The sequence below is a fragment of the Leclercia sp. S52 genome, from assembly GCF_039727615.1.
Taxonomy (GTDB): Bacteria; Pseudomonadota; Gammaproteobacteria; order Enterobacterales; family Enterobacteriaceae; genus Enterobacter; species Enterobacter adecarboxylatus_B.
Genome location: NZ_CP152474.1, coordinates 4,648,255 through 4,671,467, shown reverse-complemented (window position 1 = coordinate 4,671,467; position 23,213 = coordinate 4,648,255). Strand labels below are relative to the sequence as shown.

Genomic DNA, 23,213 nt, shown 5'->3' with positions numbered 1-23,213 from the left:
AAATAAGTAAGAAGCCCATCCTCCCGGATGGGCTTTTTGCGTTGCGGCGGGAAAAACCACCGGGTGGCGGCTTCGCCTTACCCGGCCTACAACCCCCCCCAGGCCCGGCAATTCCAGCCGACAAAGATCCCCCAATGGGGTAAACTATCCCGGTTTTTGCATCTGGATAGCGTCTATGAATCACTCCCTTAAGCCCTGGAATACCTTCGGCATCGACCGAAATGCCCGACAGATCGTGCGAGCCGACGATGCGCAGCAGCTGCTGGCCGCATGGAATCATGCAATGCAACAACACCAACCGGTTCTTATTCTGGGCGAGGGCAGTAATGTTCTCTTTCTGGAAGACTTTTCCGGCACGGTGATCGTTAACCGCATCCGTGGGATTGCGGTTGAGGAGACGCAGGAATGCTGGCGTCTGCATGTGGGTGCCGGAGAAAACTGGCACGATCTGGTGCAATACACCCTTGAACACAACATGCCAGGGCTGGAAAACCTTGCCCTGATCCCTGGCTGCGCCGGTTCATCCCCTATTCAGAACATCGGTGCCTACGGCATCGAGCTCAAACATGTCTGTGAATATGTTGATTGTATTGAGCTGGCGACCGGTGAAGCGCGTCGTTTACAAGCCGATGAGTGCCGTTTCGGCTACCGCGACAGCATTTTCAAACATGAATATCAGGACAAATATGTCATCGTCGCGGTCGGTCTGCGCCTGACCAAAAACTGGCAGCCGGTCCTCTCCTACGGTGATTTAACCCGTCTTGATCCCGCGACTGTAACTGCGAAAGAGATTTTTGCGGCAGTCTGCCAGATGCGAATGAGCAAATTGCCTGACCCGAAAGTGAACGGTAATGCCGGGAGTTTCTTTAAAAATCCGGTGATCGCCGCCGAAAACGCACAGACCCTGCTTGCAGAATGGCCGAACGCGCCGCACTACCCGCAGGCGGATGGCAGCGTCAAGCTCGCTGCCGGTTGGTTGATCGATCAGTGTCAGCTCAAAGGCACCACCTGCGGTGGCGCGGCGGTACATCGCCAGCAGGCGCTGGTGCTTATCAACGAAAACAATGCCACCAGCGATGATGTCGTGCAGTTGGCCCATCAGGTGCGTCAGCGCGTGGGTGAGAAGTTTAACGTCTGGCTGGAGCCGGAAGTGCGCTTTATCGGGCACCACGGTGAAGTGAACGCGGTGGAGACCATTGCATGAAAGACCATACCGTCCCCCTGAAGCTGATCGCCACTCTGGCCGACGGCGATTTTCATTCCGGTGAACAGCTCGGTGAACAGCTGGGAATGAGCCGCGCCGCCATTAACAAACATATTCAGACCCTGCGCGACTGGGGCGTGGATGTCTTTACCGTGCCGGGCAAAGGCTACAGCCTGCCGGAGCCGGTTCAGCTGTTGAACGAAGCCTTTATCCACAGCCAGATTACCGATAACAGCGTCGCCGTTCTGCCGGTGATTGACTCCACCAACCAGTATCTGCTCGACAGGCTCAACGAGCTGAAGTCTGGCGACAGCTGTGTGGCAGAGTACCAGCAGGCCGGACGCGGTCGTCGGGGACGTAAATGGTTTTCGCCTTTTGGCGCTAACCTGTATCTGTCCATGTACTGGCGTCTGGAGCAGGGGCCCGCTGCCGCCATCGGTCTTAGTCTGGTGATTGGTATTGTGCTGGCCGAGGTTCTGCAAGCCCTGGGGGCCGACGACGTGCGGGTGAAGTGGCCAAACGATCTCTATCTTAAGGATCGTAAACTGGCCGGTATCCTGGTTGAACTGACGGGCAAAACCGGCGATGCGGCACAGATCGTGATGGGGGCCGGGATCAACCTGGTGATGCGTAACGTGCAGGCGGATGATATCAATCAGGGTTGGATCAACCTGCAGGAGGCGGGGATCGCCATCGATCGTAACGTCCTTGCGGTACAGGTCATCAATGAGCTGCGCCACTCGCTGAAAATCTTCGAGCAGGAGGGTTTAGCGCCGTTCCTGCCTCGCTGGGAGAAGCTGGATAATTTTGTTCACCGTCCGGTGAAGCTCATTATTGGTGATAAAGAGATCTACGGCACCTCGCGCGGTATTAACGAACAGGGCGCGCTGCTGCTGGAGCAGGATGGTGTGATTAAGCCCTGGGTTGGCGGTGAGATTTCTCTGCGCAGCGCCGAATAAAAGGCCGGGAGCCGCTGGCTCCCGGGCAGTCATACAGCCGTTTAGCCCGAGTGCGAAGCGGCAACCAGAATAATCCCTAAACGGTTGGTTACACTCTCTTAAACACATCACGATAAGGTATACTCTGAAAGCAGCAGGGTAACAGTTGATTAACCTGCGTTTCGCGTTTCTGGAGATTCATTTTGCGTGTCAGCCGCTCTTTAACTATCAAACAAATGGCGATGGTGACTGCCGTCACTATGGTGTTTGTTTTTGTCTTTTGCGTCATTTTGCTGTTTCATGCCATTCAGCAGAATCGCTACAACACGGCTTCGCAACTCGAAAGTATTGCCCGCTCAATCCGGGAGCCTCTTTCTGCCGCCATTCTGAAGGGCGACATTCCCCAGGCGGAATCCATTATTAAGAGCATCAGGCCGGCAGGCGTCGTCAGCCAGGCGGATGTGGTGCTGCCCAATCAGTTTCAGGCCCTGCGCATGAACTTTATTCCGGAGCGTCCGGTGCCGGTGATGGTCAAGCGCATGTTTGAGCTACCGGTTCAGATCTCCCTGCCGGTCTATTCCCTGCAGCGTCCGGCGAACCCGCAGCCGCTGGCCTATCTGGTGCTGCAATCGGACTCCTGGCGGATGTATAAATTCGTCATCAGCTGGGTCTCGACGTTGGTAACCACTTACTTATTGTTGACGCTGATGCTGACCGTGGCGCTGACCTGGTGCATCAACCGGCTGATCGTCCATCCGCTGCGCCGGATTGCCCGCGAGCTGGATGCCCTTTCGCCGCAGCAGCAGAGCGGGCACCAGCTCCCTGTGCCGCGCCTGCACCATGATGACGAAATCGGCATGCTGGTCCGCAGCTACAACCTCAACCAGCAGCGCATGATGCGCCAGCATGAAGAGATTAATCACAACGCCACCCGCTTTGCGGTTTCGGATCTGCCCAACAAGGCCTTTCTGATGGCGATGCTGGAGCAGGCGGTGAAACGCCAGCAGACCACCGCCCTGATGGTGGTGGCCTGTGAAACCTTGCAGGACACCGCCGGCGTGCTGAAGGAGAGCCAGCGGGAAATGGTACTGCTGACGCTGGTTGAGAAGCTTAAATCCGTGCTTGCGCCGCGGATGGTGCTCACCCAGGTAAGCGCCTATGACTTTGTGATTATCGCCAATGGCGTCAAAGAGCCGTGGCACGCCATTACGCTGGGTCAGCAAGTACTCACTGTTATAAATGAACGGCTGCCGGTACAGGGGATCCAGCTGCGCCCGAGCGCCAGCATCGGCATCGCCATGTTTAACGGCAGCCTGACCGCCGAGCAGCTCTTCCGTCGGGCGTTTTCCGCTGCCTTTACTGCCCGGCAAAAGGGAAAGAACCAGATCCAGTTCTTCGAGCCCGAGCAGATGGAGAAGGCGCAGCAGCGGCTGTCAGAAGAGAACGATATCCTCACCGCGCTGGACCATAACCACTTCGCCATCTGGCTGCAGCCGCAGGTGGATCTGCATACCGGCAAGGTCAGGAGTGCCGAAGCGCTGCTGCGGATGCGCCAGGCCGATGGCAGCTGGGAACTCCCGGAAGGGCTGATCGACCGCATTGAGAACTGTGGTCTGATGGTGACCGTGGGCCAGTGGGTGCTGGAAGAGTCCTGCCGCTTGCTGTCAGCCTGGCAGTCGCGGGGGGGTGATGATGCCCCTGTCGGTTAACCTGTCGGCGCTACAGCTGATGCACCCGAACATGGTCCCGGAGCTGCTGGAGCTGATCGGTCGCTACCGCATCCAGCCTGATACCCTGATTCTGGAAGTAACCGAGAGCCGCCGGATCGACGATCCTAACGAAGCTGTGGCGATACTCCGCCCGCTGCGTAATGCCGGGGTGCGTATTGCGCTGGACGATTTCGGTATGGGGTACGCCGGGCTGCGTCAGCTGCAGCATATGAAAACCCTGCCGGTCGACGTGCTGAAGATCGACAAGGCTTTTGTCGAGGGCCTGCCTGACGACAGCAGCATGGTAGAGGCGATTATCCAGATGGCGCACAGCCTGAAGCTGGGAATTATCGCCGAAGGTGTCGAAACCGAAGCCCAGCGGAGATGGCTGGCTGAGGCCGGGGTGGAGTGCGGACAAGGTTTTCTGTTTGCCAAAGCTGTTCCCCAGGATATTTTTGAAAGTCGTTATCTTCACCAGAATGACAATCACACCGTTGAATGAAATGTTGCTGGTTTGTGCGAGCCAGCTCAAAATTCTTAACATTTGTGTTTCAAATTCAGCCTGAGTTCCTATTTGTCCTGATTATTGGGTGCTATTTTAAAGCCGCAGGTGAGCAGTAACCCTACACTGCCTGCGGTTTTTCTTCCCAAGGACATCTTATGAAAACCTCTCTCTTCAAAAGTCTTTATTTTCAGGTGTTAACCGCCATCGCCATCGGTATTCTGCTTGGCCATTTCTACCCTGAATTAGGCGCCCAAATGAAACCGCTTGGCGATGCCTTCGTTAAGCTGATTAAGATGGTGATCGCTCCGGTTATTTTCTGTACCGTCGTGACCGGCATCGCAGGCATGGAAAGCATGAAAGCCGTAGGCCGCACCGGTGCGGTTGCGCTCCTCTATTTTGAAGTGGTCAGCACCCTCGCGCTGATCATTGGCCTGATCATTGTGAACGTGGTTCAGCCTGGTGCAGGCATGAACGTTGATCCCTCGACGCTGGATGCAAAAGCGGTAGCGGTCTACGCGGATCAGGCGAAAGACCAGGGCGTGGTCGCCTTCCTGCTGGACGTGATCCCCGGCAGCGTGATTGGCGCCTTCGCCAGCGGCAACATTCTGCAGGTGCTGCTGTTCGCCGTGATGTTTGGCTTTGCCCTGCATCGCCTCGGCAGCAAAGGCCAGCTGATTTTCAACGTGATTGAAAGCTTCTCGCAGGTCATCTTCGGCATCATCAATATGATTATGCGCCTGGCGCCGATCGGGGCCTTCGGGGCGATGGCCTTTACCATCGGCAAATATGGCGTCGGCACCCTGGTGCAGCTCGGCCAGCTGATTATCTGTTTCTACATCACCTGTATTCTGTTTGTGGTGGTGGTGCTGGGCAGCATTGCCCGCGCCACGGGCTTCAACATCTTTAAGTTCATCCGCTATATCCGTGAAGAGCTGCTGATTGTGCTGGGTACCTCTTCCTCCGAATCGGCGCTGCCGCGCATGCTCGACAAGATGGAGAAGCTGGGCTGCCGTAAATCGGTGGTGGGGCTGGTGATCCCGACCGGCTACTCCTTTAACCTCGACGGCACCTCCATCTACCTGACGATGGCGGCGGTGTTTATCGCGCAGGCCACCAACAGCCATATGGACATCTTCCATCAGATCACGCTGCTGGTGGTGCTCCTGCTCTCCTCGAAAGGGGCGGCTGGGGTAACGGGCAGCGGCTTTATCGTGCTGGCAGCGACCATCTCTGCAGTAGGGCACCTGCCGGTGGCCGGGCTGGCGCTGATCCTGGGTATTGACCGCTTTATGTCCGAAGCCCGCGCGCTGACCAACCTGGTGGGTAACGGCGTGGCGACCATCGTGGTGGCGAAGTGGGTAAAAGAGCTGGACCACAAAAAACTGGACGATACGCTGAATAATCGTGCGCCAGACGGCAAAACACAGGGTTTATCCTCTTAAAATCTTCTCTCTGGCCCGCATTCCCTTGTCGGGGTGCGGGCTCCTGCGCATAATGGCCCCTGAAGACTTGTCATAATCGGACAAGAATTATTTCGGGTATATTTCACTTCTTGCCGTGACGTTTCGCTTCACGCGCGGTCTAATCGGAGTGTTTTGAACATCATCTTTAGAGTGCGACAGGGCGTGTGGCACTCTTTATAACCAGGAATGTTGATCAGGGGTTCACATGCAGGGCACAAAAATTCGACTCTTAACCGGCGGTTTGCTCATGATGGCAGCAGCCAGTTATGTGCAGGCTGACGCGCTCCAGCCTGACCCGGCCTGGCAACAAGGTACGCTGGCGAACGGTTTTCAGTGGCAGGTTTTAGCCACACCGCAACGCCCCAGCGACCGCATTGAAATCCGCCTTTCCGTCAATACCGGCTCCCTGACCGAGAGTACGCAACAGAGCGGTTTCAGCCATTTTCTTCCCCGTCTGGCTCTGACCCAAAGCGGCAGCCTGCAGGCCGTACAGGTCCGTTCACTGTGGCAACAGGGTATCGATCCTAAACGCCCTCTGCCGCCTGCCGTGGTCTCCTATGACTACACCATGTTTAACCTCAGCCTGCCAAACAACCGTAACGATCTGCTCAAAGAGGCATTGACCTGGCTGTCGGATACCGCCGGTAACGTCTCGATTACGCCTGAGACCGTGAACTATGCCCTGAGCAACAGCGATATGGTGGCGACCTGGCCGGCGGATACCAAAGAGGGATGGTGGCGCTATCGCCTGAAAGGTTCTGCGCTGCTGGGTCACGATCCGGCGGAGCCGCTGAAGCAGCCGGTTGATATTGAGCAGGTGAAATCCTTCTACCAGACCTGGTATACCCCGGACGCCATGACCCTGATTGTGGTCGGCAACATTGATAGCCGCTCGGTGATCGAACAGATTAGCAAAACCTTCGGCGAGCTGAAGGGCAAACGCAGCACTCCTGCGCCGGTGCCAACCCTGTCGCCGCTGCGCGCAGAGCCGGTCAGCATCATGACCGATGCCGTGCGTCAGGACCGACTCTCTATTATGTGGGACAGCCCGTGGCAGCCGATTCGTGAATCTGCCGCGCTGCTGCGCTACTGGCGCGCCGACTTAGCCCGTGAGGCGCTGTTCTGGCATGTTCAGCAAACCCTGAGCAAGAACAACGCCAAGGACATTGGTCTGGGCTTTGATTGCCGGGTGCTGTTCCAGCGCGCCCAGTGCGCCATTAACGTGGAGTCGCCGGGCGACAAGCTGAACGCCAATATGGCGGTGGTCGCCAAAGAGCTGGCGAAGGTGCGTGAGAACGGCCTGAGCGAAGAGGAGTTCAACGCGCTGGTGGCGCAGAAAAACCTCGAGCTGCAAAAACTGTTTGCCACCTATGCCCGTACAGATACCGATATTCTGATCAGCCAGCGCATTCGCTCGCTGCAAAACCAGGTGGTGGATATCGCGCCGGAACAGTATCAGAAGCTGCGTCAGGATTTCCTTAACAGCCTGACCGCAGAGATGCTGAGCCAGGATCTGCGCCAGCAGCTTTCTCAGGATATGTCTTTGATTCTGATGCAGCCGAAAGGCGAGCCGGAATACAACATGAAGGATCTGCAGGCGACGTGGGATGGGATTATGGCGCCAGCGAAATCGGCATCGCAAGGGCAGTAACTCTGAGGGCAGTGCGGTCTGATGCCCTCACCCTGGCCCTCTCCCACTGGGAGAGGGAACAAACACTAAAAACGGCAACCTGAGGGTTGCCGTTTTGCTTTTACCTCGGCATCGCTTCCCGCGGAATAATCGCGCCGCGATACTGAATCACCGTGCTGGCGGTCAGGTGGCCGCGCTGCGCTGCCGCTTCCGGGGTACCGCCGGTCAGGCGCACCGCCAGATACCCGGCGCTGAAGGAGTCCCCCGCCGCGGTGGTATCAATCACTTTCTCTTTCGCCAGCTTCACCGCAGGCACTTCAATAATCGCTTCCCCGGCAATCGCCACCAGGCAGGAGTCTGCTCCGCGCTTAATCACCACTTCGCTGACACCGGCGGCCTGAGTGCGGGCGATCACCTCTTCAACCGGCTTTTCACCCCACAGGGCATCTTCGTCGTCGAGCGTCAGGAAGGCGATATCGGTGCACTCCAGCATGCGGGTATAGACCTGCTGCGTCTCTTCGCGGCTGGCCCACAGGCGTGGACGGTAGTTGTTGTCGAAAATCACTTTTCCGCCGTTAGCGCGGCATTCGCGCAGCAGGGAGAAGAGTTTTTCACGGCTACCCGGGCTGAGGATCGCCAGGCTGATGCCGCTCAGATAGAGATAGTCAAAGTGGGCCAGCGTTTCGCAGATGTGGGCCGCGCTGTCGCTCTCCAGCCAGAATTTGGCAGCCGCTTCGTTACGCCAGTAGTAGAAGGTGCGCTCGCCGGTGCTGTCGGTCTCGATGTAATAGAGGCCCGGCAGGCGGTTTTCCATCCGCTGGGTCAGGGAGGTGTCGACATTTTCACTCTGCCAGGCATCCAGCATCTGCTGGCTGAAATTGTCTGTGCCCAGGGCCGTCACATAGTTGACCGCCAGCGCGTCAGCATCAACCTGACGGGCAATATACACCGAGGTGTTTAAGGTATCACCCCCAAAGCCACGGTTCACTTCCGCGCCTTTCTGGGACAGTTCGATCATACATTCGCCGATCACGGCAATTTTCTTAGACATAGTCGTGAACCTGAACAGTTAAATTAGCGCTAGTGTGCGCTGCAGCCCGGGAGCGGTCAACTGTATTAAAACGACGTTCCATTATTTTTTTGAACCCGGACAAGTTTCGGGTGAGTTTCAGATCCCAGATTTTCATATTCGTCCGCAACCGAACATAAAGTTCTCTTACCTGGGGCCGATAATCCTTTGACCAGTCCCCACAGGCTCTTCCCCATTCAACAGGATATCTGAAATGAAGTTAAGGCAGGACATCCAGCTGCTGAGCATCCCCGAGGCAAGTATTGAGAACTTGCAGGAACATCGCTACTGGCTGCAATGTGAGCGTGCTTATACTTATCAGCCCATTTACCGCACCGACGGTAAACTGATGGCGATCGAGATCCTGACCGTCGTAACCCATCCGTCAAACCCGGCACAGCGGATCGCCCCGGATCGCTATTTTGCGGAACTGCCGGTGCGCCACCGTCTGGATATCCTCGAAGAGCAGCTCAGCATGCTGACGGCAAAGCAGGACTTCTTCGCCGACAACAGCATTCTGGCCTCGGTCAACGTCGATGGCCCAACCCTGCTGGCGGTGCGTCAGGATGAGAGCCTGCAGAAGCTGATCCAACGCCTGCCGTGGCTGCGCTTTGAGCTGGTGGAGCACGTTCGTCTGCCGCAGGACTCCTCGTTTGCCACCATGTGCGAATTTGGTCCCCTGTGGCTGGACGACTTTGGTACCGGCATGGCGAACTTCTCCGCCCTGAGCGAAGTGCGTTACGACTACATCAAAGTGGCGCGTGACCTGTTCATTATGCTGCGTCAGACCCCGGAAGGCCGCAACCTGTTCACCCTGTTGCTGCAGCTGATGAACCGCTACTGTCAGGGGGTCATCGTCGAAGGCGTTGAGACGCTGGAAGAGTGGCGCGATGTGCAAAACTCGCCTGCCGCCGCCGCGCAGGGCTATTTCCTCTCCCGCCCGGTACCGATGGAGACGCTCGACAACGTTATCGTCAACCTGTAAGCCCGGCTGCTTCCCATAATAGCGCGTGGTTAACGCGTTATTACCGGACGCTGCCGCTCCTTTTTTCCTCGTCTAAACTATATTCATGACTGGCAAGGTAAAAAAGGAATTATGGGATGACAAAAACAGCGAAGATTATCACCTGGTCCGGGGGGGGTCTTCTTGTTGCTGATTGTGGTGCTCATTGTCGTGATCGCGACATTTGACTGGAACCGCCTCAAACCGACCATCAACCAGAAAGTCTCGACCGAACTCAACCGTCCATTCGCCATTCGCGGCGATCTGGGCGTCGTATGGGAGCGCCAGAAGGGCGAAACGGGCTGGCGCAGCTGGATCCCGTGGCCACACGTACATGCCGACAACGTTATGCTCGGCAATCCGCCCGATATTCCTGAAATCACCATGGTGCATCTGCCACGCGTCGAAGCCACGCTGGCTCCGCTGGCGCTGCTGACCAAAACGGTCTATCTGCCGTGGATCAAACTCCAGAAACCCGACGCCCGGCTGATCCGCCTGTCGGAGAAGACCAATAACTGGACCTTTGATTTCGCCGAGAGTAAAGACAAAGAGGCCGCAGCCAAACCCTCGTCCTGGTCGTTCCGTCTCGATAACATCATTTTCGATCGCGGGCACGTCGCCATTGACGATGCGGTGAGCAAAGCCAACCTCGAGATCTTTGTCGATCCGCTGGGTAAAGCGCTGCCTTTCAGCGAAGTGACCGGCACCAAAGGGAAAGACGGAAAAGATAAGCCTGGTGATTACGTCTTTGGCCTGAAAGCCGAAGGGCGTTACAACGAACAGCCTCTGAAGGGTAGCGGCAAAATTGGCGGCATGCTGGCCCTGCGCGGCGAAGGTACGCCTTTCCCGGTGCAGGCTGATTTCCGCTCCGGCAATACCCGGGTGGCCTTTGTCGGCACGGTGAGCGATCCCATGAAGATGGGCGGGGTCGATCTGCGCCTTAAATTCTCCGGCGATTCGCTGGGCGAGCTGTACGAGCTGACCGGTGTTCTGCTCCCGGATACCCCACCGTTCGAAACCGATGGTCATCTGGTGGCAAAAATCGACCCTGAAAAATCGTCTGTCTATGATTACCGCGACTTCAACGGTCGGATCGGTGACAGCGATATTCATGGCTCGCTGACCTACACCACCGGCAAACCACGGCCGAAGCTGGAAGGCGACATGGAGTCACGGCAGCTGCGGCTGGCCGATCTGGGGCCGCTGATTGGCGTCGATTCCGGTAAAGGCACCAAAGCGCAGAAGGTCAGAAAACAGGCACCGCCGTCAGGGAAAGTGCTGCCTAACGACCGCTTCGAAACCGACAAATGGGATGTGATGGATGCCGACGTACGCTTCAAGGGGCGGCGAATCGAGCATGGCAGCAGCCTGCCGCTCAGCGATCTCTCGACCCATATCATTCTTAAAAATGCTGACCTGCAGCTGAAGCCGCTGAAATTTGGCATGGCGGGCGGGACTATCTCGGCAAACATTAAGCTGGAAGGGGACAAGAAGCCGATGCACGGCCAGGCGGAGATCCAGGCCCGGCGGCTGAAGCTCAAACAGCTGATGCCTGATGTGGAGCTGATGCAGAAAACCCTCGGCGAGATGAACGGTGATGCCTCCATCCGCGGCGTGGGTAACTCCGTGGCGGCCCTGCTGGGCAACGGTAACGGCAACCTGAAGCTGCTGATGAACGATGGGCTTGTCAGCCGCAACCTGATGGAAATTCTGGGGCTGAACGTCGGCAATTACCTGATAGGGCAGATATTTGGTGACGATGAGGTGAGGGTCAACTGTGCAGCGGCCAATATCGACCTGGTGAACGGTGTTGCCCGTCCGAAAATCTTTGCCTTTGATACTGAAAATGCCGTTATCAACATTACCGGCACGGCCAGTATGGCCTCGGAGCAGCTGGATCTCACCATCAATCCGGAGAGCAAGGGCATCCGCATCGTCACCCTGCGCTCGCCGCTGTATGTGCGCGGTTCCTTTAAAGATCCACAGGCCGGGGTAAAACCGGGGCCGTTGATTGCGCGTGGCGCAGTGGCAGCGGCGCTGGCAACGCTGGTGACGCCTGCGGCGGCACTGCTGGCGCTGATCTCCCCGTCAGAAGGGCAGGCTAATCAGTGTCAGGTGATCCTGTCGCAGATGAAGAAATAGGGCGGGGGTTTTTGCCCGGCGGCGCGTTGCTTGCCGGGCCTGGGTGTTATTCACCCTCTCCCTTTGGGAGAGGGTATTTTGAATCACAGTGACTGATGGCGGGTCTCGTGGGTCAACAGCAGGGCAATCAGCGTCAGCGCCGCCATGGCCGCCAGGTAGTAACCGACATACGCCAGACCGTAATTCGCCTGCAGCCAGGTGGCGATATACGGCGCAACAGAGGCACCCAGAATCGAGGAGACGTTATAGGAGAATGACGCTCCGGTATAACGCACTTCGGTCGGGAACAGCTCTGGCAGCAGCGCGCCCATCGGGCCGAACGTCAGCCCCATCAGGCTCAGACCAATCAGCAGATAAGCCATCACCAGCGCCGGGTTACCGGAACCCAGCAGCGGCGGGAAGACGAACAGCGCAAACAGAATGATCAGCGAAGTAATGACGATCATGCTCGGGCGACGACCAAAGCGGTCAGCCAGCAGCCCGGCAATCGGTACCATCACGCCAAAACCAATTACCGCCATCATCAGCATCCACAGCACTTCGTTACGCGGCAGACCCAGACCCACAGGTGCAGCGGTGGTGCTAAAGGTCATGGAGTAGACGGTCATGATGTAGAACAGCGTATAGGTCGCCAGCATGATGAAGGTGCCCAGCACCGTCACGCGAACGTGTTTGGTCAGCAGGGTGCCGAGCGGGATTTTTACCTGTTTCTTCGCGGCCGCCACTTTGGCAAACACCGGGGTCTCGTGCAGAGAGACGCGCACGTACAGGCCGATCAGCACCAACACCGCCGAGAAGATAAACGGAATACGCCAGCCCCAGGTCATGAACTGCTCGTCGGTCAGCAGCCAGGAGAGCAGCAGGAAGGTGCCGTTGGCAAAGAAGAAGCCAATAGGCGCACCCAACTGCGGGAAGGAGCCATAGAGCGCACGCTTGCGCGGTGGGGCATTCTCGGTCGCCAGCAGCGCCGCGCCGCCCCATTCACCGCCCAGACCCAGACCCTGACCAAAACGGGCCAGCGCCAGCAGCAGCGGAGCCAGAATACCGATAGTCTCGTAGGTCGGCAGCAGGCCGATGGCGACGGTGGAGATCCCCATGGTCAACAGCGAGGCGACCAGCGTCACCTTACGCCCGACGCGATCGCCGAAGTGGCCGAACAGCGCCGAACCAATAGGACGTGCGATAAAGGCGATGGCGAAGGTCGCCAGCGACTGCAGCGTGGCCGCCGTCGGGTCGCCCTGCGGGAAGAAGATATGCGGGAAAACGATGACCGCAGCGGTGGCGTAAATATAGAAGTCGAAGAATTCGATGGCGGTGCCAATCAGCGATGCGACGACGACTTTATTGCGCGAGTTAACCGGGACGTTTTCCTGCTCTGAATTGAGTGTTGTGGCTGTGGCTTGCATAAACTTTTCTTATTTTTGGCGAACGAAAGGCCATATTACGCACAGCAAAAGCGACATTTCAATCTGTAACAAACGCAGCGGATGGCGAAAAAGCCGGCAAAAAGTGAATAATTTTCAGACCAGGAAATTCACATCTATGAAATGCTTCACAGAAATTAATACTTAGATGATAAAACTGGTTTTGGGTTAAATAAAAGTTACAGGCTGGATTTATATGCTGAAATGATGAATCGGGCTGAAATATTGCATTCTTATCCAGCCCGATGGAGTGCTTAACGGTGTGATTTGCCAGGCATTCGCCGGTCATCCGGGTACTCGGCGGTGGCGATCCAGGCCGCGCAGAACAGCGTCAGCCTGGCGAAGAAGTAGAAGAAGGCCAGCAGTCCCAGCACCGAGCCGAATGCCGCTCCGGACGGGGAGGTTACCAGCGACGGCAGGGTGTAGGTCATCACGATTTTGATGACCTCAAAACCAATCGCGGCAATGAAGGTGCCACGGATCAGCGCCTTGCGGCGTGGCCGGTGGCGCGGCAGCCGCCAGAAGATCCAGAAGAACAGCAGATAGTTCGCCAGCATCGAAATGGCCAGCCCCACCAGATGCCAGACCGGTTTCAGCCACTCGATGGTGTCCAGATAGAGCGCGGAGATAATCATCTGCTGCGCTGCGCCTGCCGCGGAGGTGATGGAGAGGGTGATAATCAGCGCCACCAGCAGGCCAATCAGCGAGATGAAGTCGCGTAAATACTTGATCCAGAATTTCTCCTCATCCTGCGCCTTACGCTCCCAGACGTCACGGGACTGGGCGCGGATCGCTTCCCGCAGGTTGCCCATCCAGTTAATGCCGGAGTAGAGCGCCACTAACAGCCCGACAATTCCCACGGTGGTACGCTGCTGTACGGCGGTGCTGATGGTATTTTTCAGGGTGGCCGCCAGCGTCGGATCGCTGACGTTGAGCAGAATTTTACCGAAGATATCCTGGAGCAGGGTCGGGTGCGACACCAGAATGAAACCCGCCGCGGCAAAGGAGAGCATCAGGATCGGGATCATCGATAAAAATGAGAAGTAGGTGATCGCCGCGCCAAACTGATTGCCCAGCCGATCGTTAAACCGCTCGGTGGCGCGCAGCAGGTGGGCAATCATCGGCCGCTGCAGCAGCAGCTGGATTACATCCTTCGCCTTATCCAGCAGGCTGCCCGTTTTGCGCACTGCGGTGATTTTAGGCTCCGGCGGCGCCTCGGGCGGACGGGTTTCCAGTTTTTTAATCGGATCGAAGTCCAGATCCTGAGTAGGACGTTGCGGGTTGCTTTCCGGCATCAGTCACATTTTCCTTATCGTTTAGCGGGTGGTCTTTGGAATTATAGTCTGCCCTCAGTCAACGTACGCTTTCATGATTTCCGTGAGCCAGGCCATAAACAGATGCACCCGGCGGGAGAGGTTGCGGCGGTGAGGGTAGATGAGGGAGACCGGCATCGGTCTGGCGCGGTACTGCGGCAGGATCTCCAGCAGCTTTTTGGCGCGCAGCGCATCACGCACGCCCACCCGCGGCACCTGAATAATCCCCAGCCCGGCCAGCGCAGAGGCGTGGTAGGTCTCGGTGCTGTTGACCGTCAGTATGCCGCCGGTCTTGATCCAGTGGGTCGACTCGCCGTCGTAATATTCGAACCCCTGTGGCCGGGTGCCGAGGTGCGTCGCGTAGTGCACCACGGCATGAGAGGCTAAATCGTCCAGCCCGTCGGGATAGCCAAAACGCGACAGATAATCGGGGCTGGCACAGTTGATCACCGACAGCTTGCCGAGCGGGCGGGCGATTAAGCCGGAATCCTTCAGGGTGCCGACGCGCACCACGCAGTCAAACCCTTCCCGCACCACATCCACCAGCCTGTCGCTGCTGCTCAGCTCCAGTTCAATGCCGGGATACTGTTGCAAAAAAAGCGGCAGTCGGGGGATGACTAGATTTCGCGCAACGCCGGTGGGCATATCCACCCGCAGTCTTCCGCTGACGCTGGCAGGGTCGTGCAAAAAAAGACCATCCAGTTCATCCATGTTGGCCAGCAGATCTTTGGCCCGCTCGTAGTAGACCATCCCGTCCTGGGTCAGGCTGACGCGCCGCGTGGTGCGGTGCAGCAGCTGGGTGCCAAGCCCGTTCTCCAGGGCCTGGATCTGGCGGGATACGCTACCTTTAGGAAGGCCCATTGAGTCCGCTGCGCGGGAGAAACTCTCCAGTTCAGCGACGCGAATGAACAACTGCATTGCCTGAATTTTATCCATAGGGAGCACTCATTGTTGTTAGCTATGAAACAGTGAAGCGTTTTTAGCCATATTTATTGATTTTCTATCACCTAATAAGCTCTTTCTCAATCACCACCACAGCCGAAACGAGGTTTCTTATGACTGAACGTATTGCATTAGTGACTGGCGGCAGCCGCGGGCTCGGTAAAAACGCGGCGCTGAAGCTGGCAGAGAAAGGTGTCGGGATCCTCCTGACCTGGAACCGTAGCCAGCAGGAGGCGCTCGATGTCGTGCGCGAAATTGAGCAAAAAGGGGTCAAAGCGGCAGCATTGCAGCTGAACGTCGGGGATATTACCCACTTTGAAGGCTTTGCCCGACAGGTTGAAGAAACGCTGCACCGAGTATGGCAGCGCAACAGCTTCGATTATTTGTTGAACAACGCAGGGGTGGGTTTATACGCCCCCCTATGTGGAGACCACGGAAGCGCAATTTGATGAGGTGATGAACATTCATTTCAAAGGGCCATTCTTCCTGACCCAGCGCCTGTTACCGCTGATGAAAAACGGCGGACGTATCCTGAACGTCTCTTCAGGCCTGGCGCGTTTTGCCCTGCCGGGCTCCAGTACCTACGCGGCAATGAAAGGGGCGATGGAGGTGCTTACCCGCTACCAGGCGAAAGAGCTGGGCGCGCGTGGGATCACCGCCAATATCATTGCCCCGGGCGCCATTGAAACTGACTTCGGCGGCGGGCGCGTGCGCGATGACAAGGAGATCAACCAGCACATTGCCTCGCAGACGGCGCTGGGGCGCGTCGGGTTGCCGGACGATATCGGCGATGCGATTGCCGCCCTGCTGAGCGATGAGCTGGGCTGGATGAATGCGCAGCGGATTGAAGTCTCCGGGGGGGATGTTCCTGTAGCCTTATGCCGGGGAGGGATCCCCGCGGCACGCTTAGCGGTACTCTTTCTTTAACAGCCCAAACAGCCAGTCATTATGCCACTGGCCTGCAAGCCAGTAGCTTTCGCGCAGTTCCCCTTCCAGCACAAACCCCACTTTTTCCAGCAGGCGTTTCGAGGCGACATTGCCCGCCGTCACCGTGGCGGTTAAGCGGCGGATCCCGCCCTGACCGAAGGCGTAATCGCACACCGCCTGCAAGGACTCAAAGCCGTAGCCTTTTCCCTGCGCCTCCGGAGCAAACAAGAACCCCACTTCGGCGCAATCATCATCATGATGAATATACCCGGTGACCCCGAGCGGCAGCTGGCTGGCGTTATCGCGTACCACCAGGCACAGCCAGTGGTCGCTGCCCGGGATCCATGCGGGCAGTCGCGCGGTAAAGGCCTCACGAATGGCCTCCTCCGGCCGGGCTTCAGCCACGTAGCGCATCACATCGGGATGCTGCTGCAGCGAGAGAAAAAAGGGCCAGTCTGTTTCCTGCAGCGGGGAGCAGGTTAAACGCGGGGTGTGCAACACGGGCATGCCAGATCTCCGGGAACTTTTGTAAATGATTTTAACATTATCACTGAAATAGTACCCATTATCGGGTATGTTTAATCTGGTAGAACCACTTAAAAAAAAGACCGCTCTCCGACAGCTGCCTCTGCATAAGTGCGCAGCATTTAAAGGAATATGATGACCCTCAGTAAATCGCACGTGAACCGCGAGCAGTTTGAACGCTGTCTGGGAATTATTCGTCAGGCCTCCGTTGAGATCCTGCTCCTGTTAAAGGTGCACGTTGCCGAAGGCAAAGATCCCCGTTGGTTCCTTGAGCAGCTCGATTCCGCCAGGCTGGCGCTGGGGGGGCTGGGCGAGAGTGGCAAAGCAGCTCAACCTGAACGATGCGGAGCTGTCGCAGTTCACCCTGCAACTGCGGCTGCTACAGCAGCGGGTGCCGCAGTACGAAAGCGGGCAGGAGGTGAGCGACAACCAGCTGATTGCTGCGACGCGCTTTGTGACCGCGCTTGAGCATCTGCGTCTGCAGCAGCCGCTGCTGACCTACAGCACGGAGATGGGGCCCAGCGATGACCTGCGCCAGCAGCACGCGCAGAAGCAGGTGCGGACGCTGGAGTTGATGATTAAAGGGCTGATTATGCAGGCCTGGCCGGATCCCACGCGGCTGAACAATCACCTGAAAACCTTGTTCAGCGCCGATCGGGTACGCGGCTGGCTGCAGCAGGGCGAACGTAACGACGCCCTCGGCGGCATGATGTTCAGCGAGCTGGCCCTGATGCTGGTGGATAAAAAAGAGTACTCCCGCTCCTACTCGGCGCTGTTCAGCGATCCGTCGCTGCTGACGCTGATGGTGGAACCGCGTAAAACCCTACAGACCTTCCTCGATGATATCCGGCTGATCCGCAATAAAATTATTGCCCAGCAGCCGCTGACCTCTACGCAAATTCTGCTGCTGGATAACTACTACGCCCAGATTGCCAGCCCCGTACAGCGGGCGTTTGATGAAGGCCGCACTGCCGTAAATCCGGCGGGACTGATGGCAGCGGATACTCACGAGCTGAATCTCTTCTGGGAGAACGCGCGGATAAAAAATAACGTCACGGGGGACGACATTTTTGAGGTGCGCGACACCATCGATAAACCGAACCGTCGGCCTGCGCGCACCCCTGAGCAGCGTGATTACCTGATCTCGGTCGTGCTGTGGGGCGCGGTAGGGGTGATGGTGATGGGCATGATGATGATGGGCACCTGGCTGTTAATTGAAAGCAGCGCCCCGACCCAGGCGGCCAGCAATGTGGCTCCCGCAAAGCCCGTACAGGCGGTGGCGGAAGAGATGCGCGAGACCCCTTCATCCCGTGAAACGCTCACAAGACTGGGGGTCACCTGGGATGAGAATAACTTCCGGGCGGCCATCGACCGCAACGACACCCGGGTGACATTACTGTTCCTGAAAGCGGGGATGGACTGGAAACTCTCCTGGACCGAGCATGCGCTCTCCGTCAACCATCGCGAGGTGCTGGATTTACTGATGCGCTATCGCCTGCAAATGACCCAGGAGAAGCCCTGCCGGCAGTTTATTACTAACCTCGGCCATGCGATGGCCGCAGGCGAAACGCTGACGGGCCTGCGTAAAGAATATCTCCAGGCATTTTGTACCGTTCCGGCGGTAGTCGAGCGCCAGCGACGCGAGATGGATCAGGCAAAGCGGCGAGCACAGGCGCAGCCGAACGACAGCAGCAAAAAATGGCTGTCGATCCAGACGGCGATTTATCAGGTGATCCGCTGACAGCACGGGGAGCTACGGCTCCCCGTACAGGCCAATCAGGCGGCGTACCACGCCGTTGGTCCAGCCAAACCCGTCCTGCAGGGGGGTACTCACCCCCGCCCCCTTCGCGAGGCTGACTGCTGGCGATGTGGTACTTCTCAATCAGCTTGTAGTGCGTTTTGTAGAATTGGTTAACGGTCTGCAGCCAGCTCCAGGCGATCTCATCCCCCAGCGAGTCGTTGCCGTACTGCTTGAACCCCTGGATCGCCATCCACTGCAGCGGTGCCCAGCCGTTGGGTTTATCCCACTGCTCACCGGTTTCATACTCGGTGGCCAGAATACCGCCCGGCGTCAGCAGACGGGCTTTCACCGCATCTGACAGACGTTCTGCCTGCTCATGGGTCGCCATACCCACGTACAGCGGCACGATGCTGGCGGCTGAGAAGAGCGCCAGCTCCTCCCGACGCCAGTCGTAATCGCGATAGCAGCCGTTTTCCTCATCCCACAGATAGCGGTTGACCGCCGCGCGGCGATCGCTCGCCTTCTGGCGGAAAATCTCCGCGGTCTCTTTGTCCCCTTTCGAGGCCGAGATATTGGCGATGGCGCTCTCCAGCTTGAACAGGAAGGCGTTGAGATCGATAGGGATAAACTGGGTGGTGCGAATACTCGCCAGCCGGCTCGGATCCCGCAGCCAGCGGGAGGAGTAGTCCCAGCCGGACGCGGCCCCGGCACGCAGATCGCGATAGACCTCGTTGGGCGGACGACCGGAGTGGCGGGCGGTCTCGACGTCCTCTATCCAGGACTCGTCCCGCGGGGTGTCGCGGTCATCCCAGTAGCGGTTGAGCAGAGAGCCGTCCGGCATACGCACCGCACTGCGGTAGGCCTGGTTGAGCAGCAGCGACTCCGCGCCGTCCATCCAGAAGGCGTACTCCATTTTCAGGTGATCGAGATAGCGCTTGGCTCCGCGCACGCCGTCCTCTTCAAACAGCTCCACCATCAGGGCAAACACCGGCGGCTGGGAACGGCTCAGGTAGTAGGTACGGTTGCCGTTGGGAATATGGCCATATTTTTCGATCATCCACGCAAAGTTATCCGCCATGCACTTAAGCATGTCGTGGCGACCGCTTTCGGCCAGGCCCAGCATGGTGAAATAGGAGTCCCAGTAGTAGGTTTCGCTGAATCGCCCGCCGGGCACAATGTAGGCCTGCGGCAGCGCCAGCAGCGACGACCAGGGGATGTGATCCTGCGGCTCGCGGGTCAGCACCGGCCACAGGTTGTCGATATGTTCCTTGAGCGAAAGGGACGGATCGGACACATACTCGCTCGACAGGACTTCCGGCAGCCAGAAGTGATTTTCCACAAACTGGCGGAGATCGAAGTCCCGGTGACGTCTCACCTTACGGTAGCGGATGAGGATATCCAGCGGATCCATTTTTGGTGCGCAGTCGGGGAAGGTTTTGCTGTCGGCAAACAGTCGCGACGACTGCACGTGCTCAAAGAGCTCAAGGTAGCGATCGGCAGGGGTGAGCGCATCGGATGCGGGCAGCCCTTCAATCATTTCAGGTTCCGGCTCCGCCTCGAGCATTTCATCCAGTTTTAACTCGCAGGGATCGATTTCGTAGAGAAGTTCTTGTTCTATATCGAACTCTACGGTCTCTACAGTGCGTATATGCTGGTTGAACATGGTGGTCAGGACCTCCGGTTAATGTTGTCTCGGGTCTGGTTTTATCCGGTTGCCTACTAAGCTTAGTCATTCGCTTCGGTCTGTGAAGAGGTATATGTGCGGTAGATCACATTTTACTGGAAGCGAAAAACCGGCACTGCTGGCGGCATGTTGATGTTATTGCAGGCAATAAACAGGCGATCCAGCAGTGCGGAGGCGATCTAAAATTCGGATCATTCGCTTTGCAACAGAGTATGAATCAGAGGGCTTCTTCTGGTTCCTCGTTGAGGCGATGCGCTTGCGCGCGGTCGAAAATATCTTCAGATGAGAGGCGGGCGCGGAAACCTCTCCCTTCTGGCTGAATCACGATTTGCAAAGATTCTGACAGCACTACGGGTTGATCTTTACTGTCAGTGCCAATGATGCCATTGGGGGCAAAAGGCGCAATGGCGTCAGCAAAAGCCTCCTGCATCTCTTCATGCGTTTTATAATGAGCATCTTCAATGTTAAGGGCGCTATGAAGAAGAGCGCAGTCTAGCATGGTGCCCTGCAGCCAGTAGCATGAAGAGGAATAAGCGGCGCACCAGGTCAGTTTGCTGCCTTCGAGGAACTGCTCCAGTAAATGGGTTTTGCTGCCCGCAAAGCATGAGCCCAGCATTAAACCTTTGATATTGAATTTTTTAGATTTTTCGTTAATAGCGTAGAGAATATCGTCGAGTGAAACATCACCGATACGGGTTTTAGTGCCATGTGCCGCAATATAGACGAGAGTGTTATCAAATTTCTGACGACACAGGCATTCCAGCGCAATCTCGAAGCTCTTTTTATTATAAAAATTCAGAGAATAGACTTCGGTGTCGCCATGCATTTTGGCGATCCCCTGAACAAACGGCAGCACTGACGAGCGGTTGGCATCGTAATCGTCGAGTTTCCATGGTGATTCAAATACCAGAATAGCGTTTTTACTTTTGCTGATTGGCATGAATATTCCCTCAAGGTAAATTATTTTTATTTGGTTAATATCGCTGTGTCTTCGAACTTTTGTTTTATCGGCCAATTTTGCAAATACTTGTCCAAAATCGATATTGATGGCGGGGATGCGTCTGTTAAATATGCCGCGCAGAATGTTTATTTTTGAGGAGTGTACCGGCGTCGGGCAGATCCTGTTTGCCTGACACCGGTGGGGCACAATCAGTGCGCCTGACGTGGATCGGCGGCGATTTTCTCGGTCTTCTGTTTGGTCTCTTCGCTTTGATTCAGAGCATTGTTGGCCGCTTTTTCCGCATGGGCCGCGCTATAGGCAGCCAGATGCGACACCACGATGGCGTAAATACTCATCAGGGAGACCCAGAGGATACTGTTTTTCCACCACAGGAGGGTGGGTATGGTTAACATCGCCCACACAAGGGCAAGAATGAGGTGGAATTTAGCCAGGCTTTTTGCGTTGATCTTCACTTGCATTGTCTTTTCTCTAATCTTAAATAATCGTTCCAGGTAAGCGCTTAATACTTTTTAAGATTAGCCAGGTCTGCCACCGTTTCCGGTGAATTTTGTTACCGTTTGTACAGTCGGGCTGAGGGGGCATAAAAAAACCGACCACTGAGGGCCGGTCTTTATAAGCGCAGAATCGCGAGTGGCAAGGCCTATTAACGCATGGTCACAAACTCTTCTGCCGCCGTTGGGTGGATTGCCACAGTATTATCGAAGTCTTTCTTGGTGGCACCCATTTTCAGCGCCACTGCAAAGCCCTGCAGGATCTCATCCATACCGAAGCCAATACCGTGAATACCGACGATCTTCTCTTCCGGGCCGACGCAGACTAACTTCATGCGGCACGGCTGACGGTGAGCGGTGACGGCGGTATACATGGCGGTGAAAGCCGATTTATACACTTTCACCTGGTCATCGCCATAGTGCGCGCGCGCCTGCGGTTCGGTTAAACCAACGGTGCCGATTGGCGGGTGGCTGAAGACCACGGTCGGGATATTGCTGTAGTCCAGATGCTCGTCCGGTTTGTTGTTAAACAGACGCTCGGAGAGACGACGACCCGCGGCAACGGCGACTGGCGTCAGCTCAACCGCACCGGTGTTATCGCCCACGGCGTAAATGCCCGGCACGCTGGTGTTCTGGAACTTATCGACAACGATATAGCCCTTCTCATTGGTTTTCACGCCCGTGACCGCCAGGTTGAAGTTGTCGTTTGCTGGTTCACGACCAATGGCCCAGATCAGGCAATCAACGGTCTGGCTACGGCCATCTTCCAGCTCCAGGGTCAGGCTGCCGTCGGCGTTTTTCACCACCGCTTTCGGAATAGCTTCCGTATGCAGATGAGGGCCTTCGGCGTTCATCACTTCCACCAGCGTATCGACGATCAGCGGATCGAAGCTGCGCAGCGGGGCGTGTTTACGCACGAACAGGTGCGCTTCCGCGCCCAGTCCGTTAATCACGCCAGCCAGCTCCACGGCGATATAACCCGCGCCCACAACGGCAACGCGTTTCGGCAGGGCAGGCAGCTCAAAGAAACCGTCGGAGTCGATGCCATATTCCGCACCCGGAATAGACGGATGGCTCGGACGGCCGCCAGTGGCGATCAGGATATGATCGGCGGTGATCGTCTCGCCGTTCACTTCGATGATCTTCGCATCCACAAAACGGGCGAAACCACGGATCACATCGACGTTGTTCTTACCCAGCACGTTGTCGTAGGAGGTGTGAATTCGGTCAATGTATGCCGTACGGCTGGCGATCAGGCGATCCCAGTCGAAGTTATTGATGGTGGTGTCAAAACCATAATCCGGGCCATAAAGATGGATGGCCTCACGGATCTGCGCCGCATGCCACATCACTTTTTTCGGTACACAACCGACGTTGACGCAGGTGCCGCCGAGGTCTTTCGCTTCAATCAGGGCGCACTTCTGGCCATACATGGCCGCACGGTTAATCGAGGCGATACCGCCGCTGCCGCCGCCAATAGCGATGTAGTCATAATGCTTAGTCATGGTCTTATCCTTAATCGTTAATTGCCGCGATTGTATA

At 56.8% G+C, this 23,213-nt stretch carries 14 protein-coding genes and 4 pseudogenes; 9 read left to right on the top strand and 9 right to left on the bottom strand.

Annotated features, from left to right (window positions below; all coding sequences use genetic code 11):
* The first annotated feature begins 175 nt into the window (after window positions 1-175).
* The 5 genes and pseudogenes from murB (at window position 176) to AAHB66_RS22435 (ending at window position 7,470) form a co-directional block, all read left to right on the top strand.
* On the top strand, window positions 176-1,204 hold the full coding sequence (gene murB / locus AAHB66_RS22455) for a UDP-N-acetylmuramate dehydrogenase (protein ID WP_347114637.1): 1,029 nt from the start codon (window positions 176-178) through the stop codon (window positions 1,202-1,204).
* Window positions 1,201-2,163: a bifunctional biotin--[acetyl-CoA-carboxylase] ligase/biotin operon repressor BirA gene (gene birA, locus AAHB66_RS22450; RefSeq protein WP_347114636.1), complete on the top strand. Its 963-nt coding sequence runs from the start codon at window positions 1,201-1,203 to the stop codon at window positions 2,161-2,163. Before murB ends, birA begins: the two co-directional genes overlap by 4 nt.
* Before the next feature lie 182 nt (window positions 2,164-2,345).
* Window positions 2,346-4,353: pseudogene (hmsP, locus tag AAHB66_RS22445) on the top strand (biofilm formation regulator HmsP).
* A 158-nt stretch (window positions 4,354-4,511) separates the two neighbouring features.
* Window positions 4,512-5,798, top strand: a complete 1,287-nt coding sequence (gene dctA / locus AAHB66_RS22440; protein WP_347114635.1) for a C4-dicarboxylate transporter DctC — start codon at window positions 4,512-4,514, stop codon at window positions 5,796-5,798.
* 226 nt (window positions 5,799-6,024) lie between these two features.
* Window positions 6,025-7,470: a pitrilysin family protein gene (locus AAHB66_RS22435; protein WP_347114634.1), complete on the top strand. Its 1,446-nt coding sequence runs from the start codon at window positions 6,025-6,027 to the stop codon at window positions 7,468-7,470.
* A 100-nt stretch (window positions 7,471-7,570) separates the two neighbouring features.
* Here the strand turns inward: AAHB66_RS22435 and AAHB66_RS22430 are convergent, their stop codons facing one another.
* Entirely contained in the window at window positions 7,571-8,500 is a 930-nt protein-coding gene (locus AAHB66_RS22430; protein ID WP_347114633.1) for a sugar kinase, read from the bottom strand.
* A gap of 232 nt (window positions 8,501-8,732) precedes the next feature.
* On the opposite strand from AAHB66_RS22430, the gene pdeH reads away from it, so the two are divergent.
* The gene (gene pdeH, locus AAHB66_RS22425; protein ID WP_347114632.1) at window positions 8,733-9,503 is read left to right on the top strand and encodes a cyclic-guanylate-specific phosphodiesterase; all 771 of its coding nucleotides are present in this window, start codon (window positions 8,733-8,735) and stop codon (window positions 9,501-9,503) included.
* Between the two features lie 162 nt (window positions 9,504-9,665).
* On the top strand, window positions 9,666-11,663 hold the full coding sequence (locus AAHB66_RS22420) for an AsmA family protein (protein WP_347114631.1): 1,998 nt from the start codon (window positions 9,666-9,668) through the stop codon (window positions 11,661-11,663).
* 83 nt (window positions 11,664-11,746) lie between these two features.
* Here AAHB66_RS22420 and AAHB66_RS22415 read toward each other — a convergent pair whose 3' ends face one another.
* From AAHB66_RS22415 to AAHB66_RS22405, 3 genes are all read right to left on the bottom strand, one after another.
* Window positions 11,747-13,069 carry an MFS transporter gene (locus tag AAHB66_RS22415; RefSeq protein ID WP_347114629.1) on the bottom strand — a complete coding sequence of 441 codons (1,323 nt, stop codon included), beginning with the start codon at window positions 13,067-13,069 and terminating at the stop codon, window positions 11,747-11,749.
* Between the two features lie 272 nt (window positions 13,070-13,341).
* Window positions 13,342-14,385 carry an inner membrane protein YhjD gene (yhjD, locus tag AAHB66_RS22410; protein ID WP_347116545.1) on the bottom strand — a complete coding sequence of 348 codons (1,044 nt, stop codon included), beginning with the start codon at window positions 14,383-14,385 and terminating at the stop codon, window positions 13,342-13,344.
* Between the two features lie 51 nt (window positions 14,386-14,436).
* The gene (locus tag AAHB66_RS22405) at window positions 14,437-15,336 is read right to left on the bottom strand and encodes a LysR family transcriptional regulator (protein WP_347114628.1); all 900 of its coding nucleotides are present in this window, start codon (window positions 15,334-15,336) and stop codon (window positions 14,437-14,439) included.
* Between the two features lie 119 nt (window positions 15,337-15,455).
* Between AAHB66_RS22405 and AAHB66_RS22400 the strand changes: the two are divergent.
* Window positions 15,456-16,269, top strand: a pseudogene (locus tag AAHB66_RS22400) (SDR family oxidoreductase).
* Here the strand turns inward: AAHB66_RS22400 and AAHB66_RS22395 are convergent.
* A complete protein-coding gene (locus tag AAHB66_RS22395) occupies window positions 16,249-16,776 on the bottom strand; it encodes a GNAT family protein (RefSeq protein WP_347114627.1) in 528 nt (175 codons plus the stop codon). The pseudogene AAHB66_RS22400 and the gene AAHB66_RS22395 sit on opposite strands and share 21 nt — an antisense overlap.
* 153 nt (window positions 16,777-16,929) lie before the next feature.
* On the opposite strand from AAHB66_RS22395, the pseudogene AAHB66_RS22390 reads away from it, so the two are divergent.
* Window positions 16,930-18,535, top strand: a pseudogene (locus AAHB66_RS22390) (STY4199 family HEPN domain-containing protein).
* Window positions 18,536-18,547: 12 nt separating this feature from the next.
* Here the strand turns inward: AAHB66_RS22390 and AAHB66_RS22385 are convergent.
* From AAHB66_RS22385 to gorA, 4 genes and pseudogenes are all read right to left on the bottom strand, one after another.
* Window positions 18,548-20,198 (bottom strand): annotated as a pseudogene (locus tag AAHB66_RS22385) (alpha,alpha-trehalase).
* A 238-nt stretch (window positions 20,199-20,436) separates the two neighbouring features.
* Entirely contained in the window at window positions 20,437-21,159 is a 723-nt protein-coding gene (locus tag AAHB66_RS22380; RefSeq protein WP_347114626.1) for a hypothetical protein, read from the bottom strand.
* A 209-nt stretch (window positions 21,160-21,368) separates the two neighbouring features.
* Window positions 21,369-21,638, bottom strand: coding sequence for a monooxygenase (locus AAHB66_RS22375; RefSeq protein WP_347114625.1), 270 nt, complete (start codon window positions 21,636-21,638; stop codon window positions 21,369-21,371).
* A 185-nt stretch (window positions 21,639-21,823) separates the two neighbouring features.
* Window positions 21,824-23,176, bottom strand: a complete 1,353-nt coding sequence (gene gorA, locus AAHB66_RS22370) for a glutathione-disulfide reductase (protein WP_347114624.1) — start codon at window positions 23,174-23,176, stop codon at window positions 21,824-21,826.
* Window positions 23,177-23,213: the final 37 nt, after the last annotated feature.

What these genes read in the sequence shown, in the direction of transcription:
- murB (WP_347114637.1), top strand. Translation starts at nt 176, where the DNA reads ATGAATCACTCCCTTAAGCCCTGGAATACCTTCGGCATCGACCGAAAT.
- gorA (WP_347114624.1), bottom strand. Translation starts at nt 23,176, where the DNA reads ATGACTAAGCATTATGACTACATCGCTATTGGCGGCGGCAGCGGCGGT.
- AAHB66_RS22405 (WP_347114628.1), bottom strand. Translation starts at nt 15,336, where the DNA reads ATGGATAAAATTCAGGCAATGCAGTTGTTCATTCGCGTCGCTGAACTG.
- AAHB66_RS22395 (WP_347114627.1), bottom strand. Translation starts at nt 16,776, where the DNA reads ATGCCCGTGTTGCACACCCCGCGTTTAACCTGCTCCCCGCTGCAGGAA.
- pdeH (WP_347114632.1), top strand. Translation starts at nt 8,733, where the DNA reads ATGAAGTTAAGGCAGGACATCCAGCTGCTGAGCATCCCCGAGGCAAGT.
- dctA (WP_347114635.1), top strand. Translation starts at nt 4,512, where the DNA reads ATGAAAACCTCTCTCTTCAAAAGTCTTTATTTTCAGGTGTTAACCGCC.
- birA (WP_347114636.1), top strand. Translation starts at nt 1,201, where the DNA reads ATGAAAGACCATACCGTCCCCCTGAAGCTGATCGCCACTCTGGCCGAC.
- AAHB66_RS22415 (WP_347114629.1), bottom strand. Translation starts at nt 13,069, where the DNA reads ATGCAAGCCACAGCCACAACACTCAATTCAGAGCAGGAAAACGTCCCG.
- AAHB66_RS22435 (WP_347114634.1), top strand. Translation starts at nt 6,025, where the DNA reads ATGCAGGGCACAAAAATTCGACTCTTAACCGGCGGTTTGCTCATGATG.
- AAHB66_RS22375 (WP_347114625.1), bottom strand. Translation starts at nt 21,638, where the DNA reads ATGCAAGTGAAGATCAACGCAAAAAGCCTGGCTAAATTCCACCTCATT.
- AAHB66_RS22430 (WP_347114633.1), bottom strand. Translation starts at nt 8,500, where the DNA reads ATGTCTAAGAAAATTGCCGTGATCGGCGAATGTATGATCGAACTGTCC.
- AAHB66_RS22380 (WP_347114626.1), bottom strand. Translation starts at nt 21,159, where the DNA reads ATGCCAATCAGCAAAAGTAAAAACGCTATTCTGGTATTTGAATCACCA.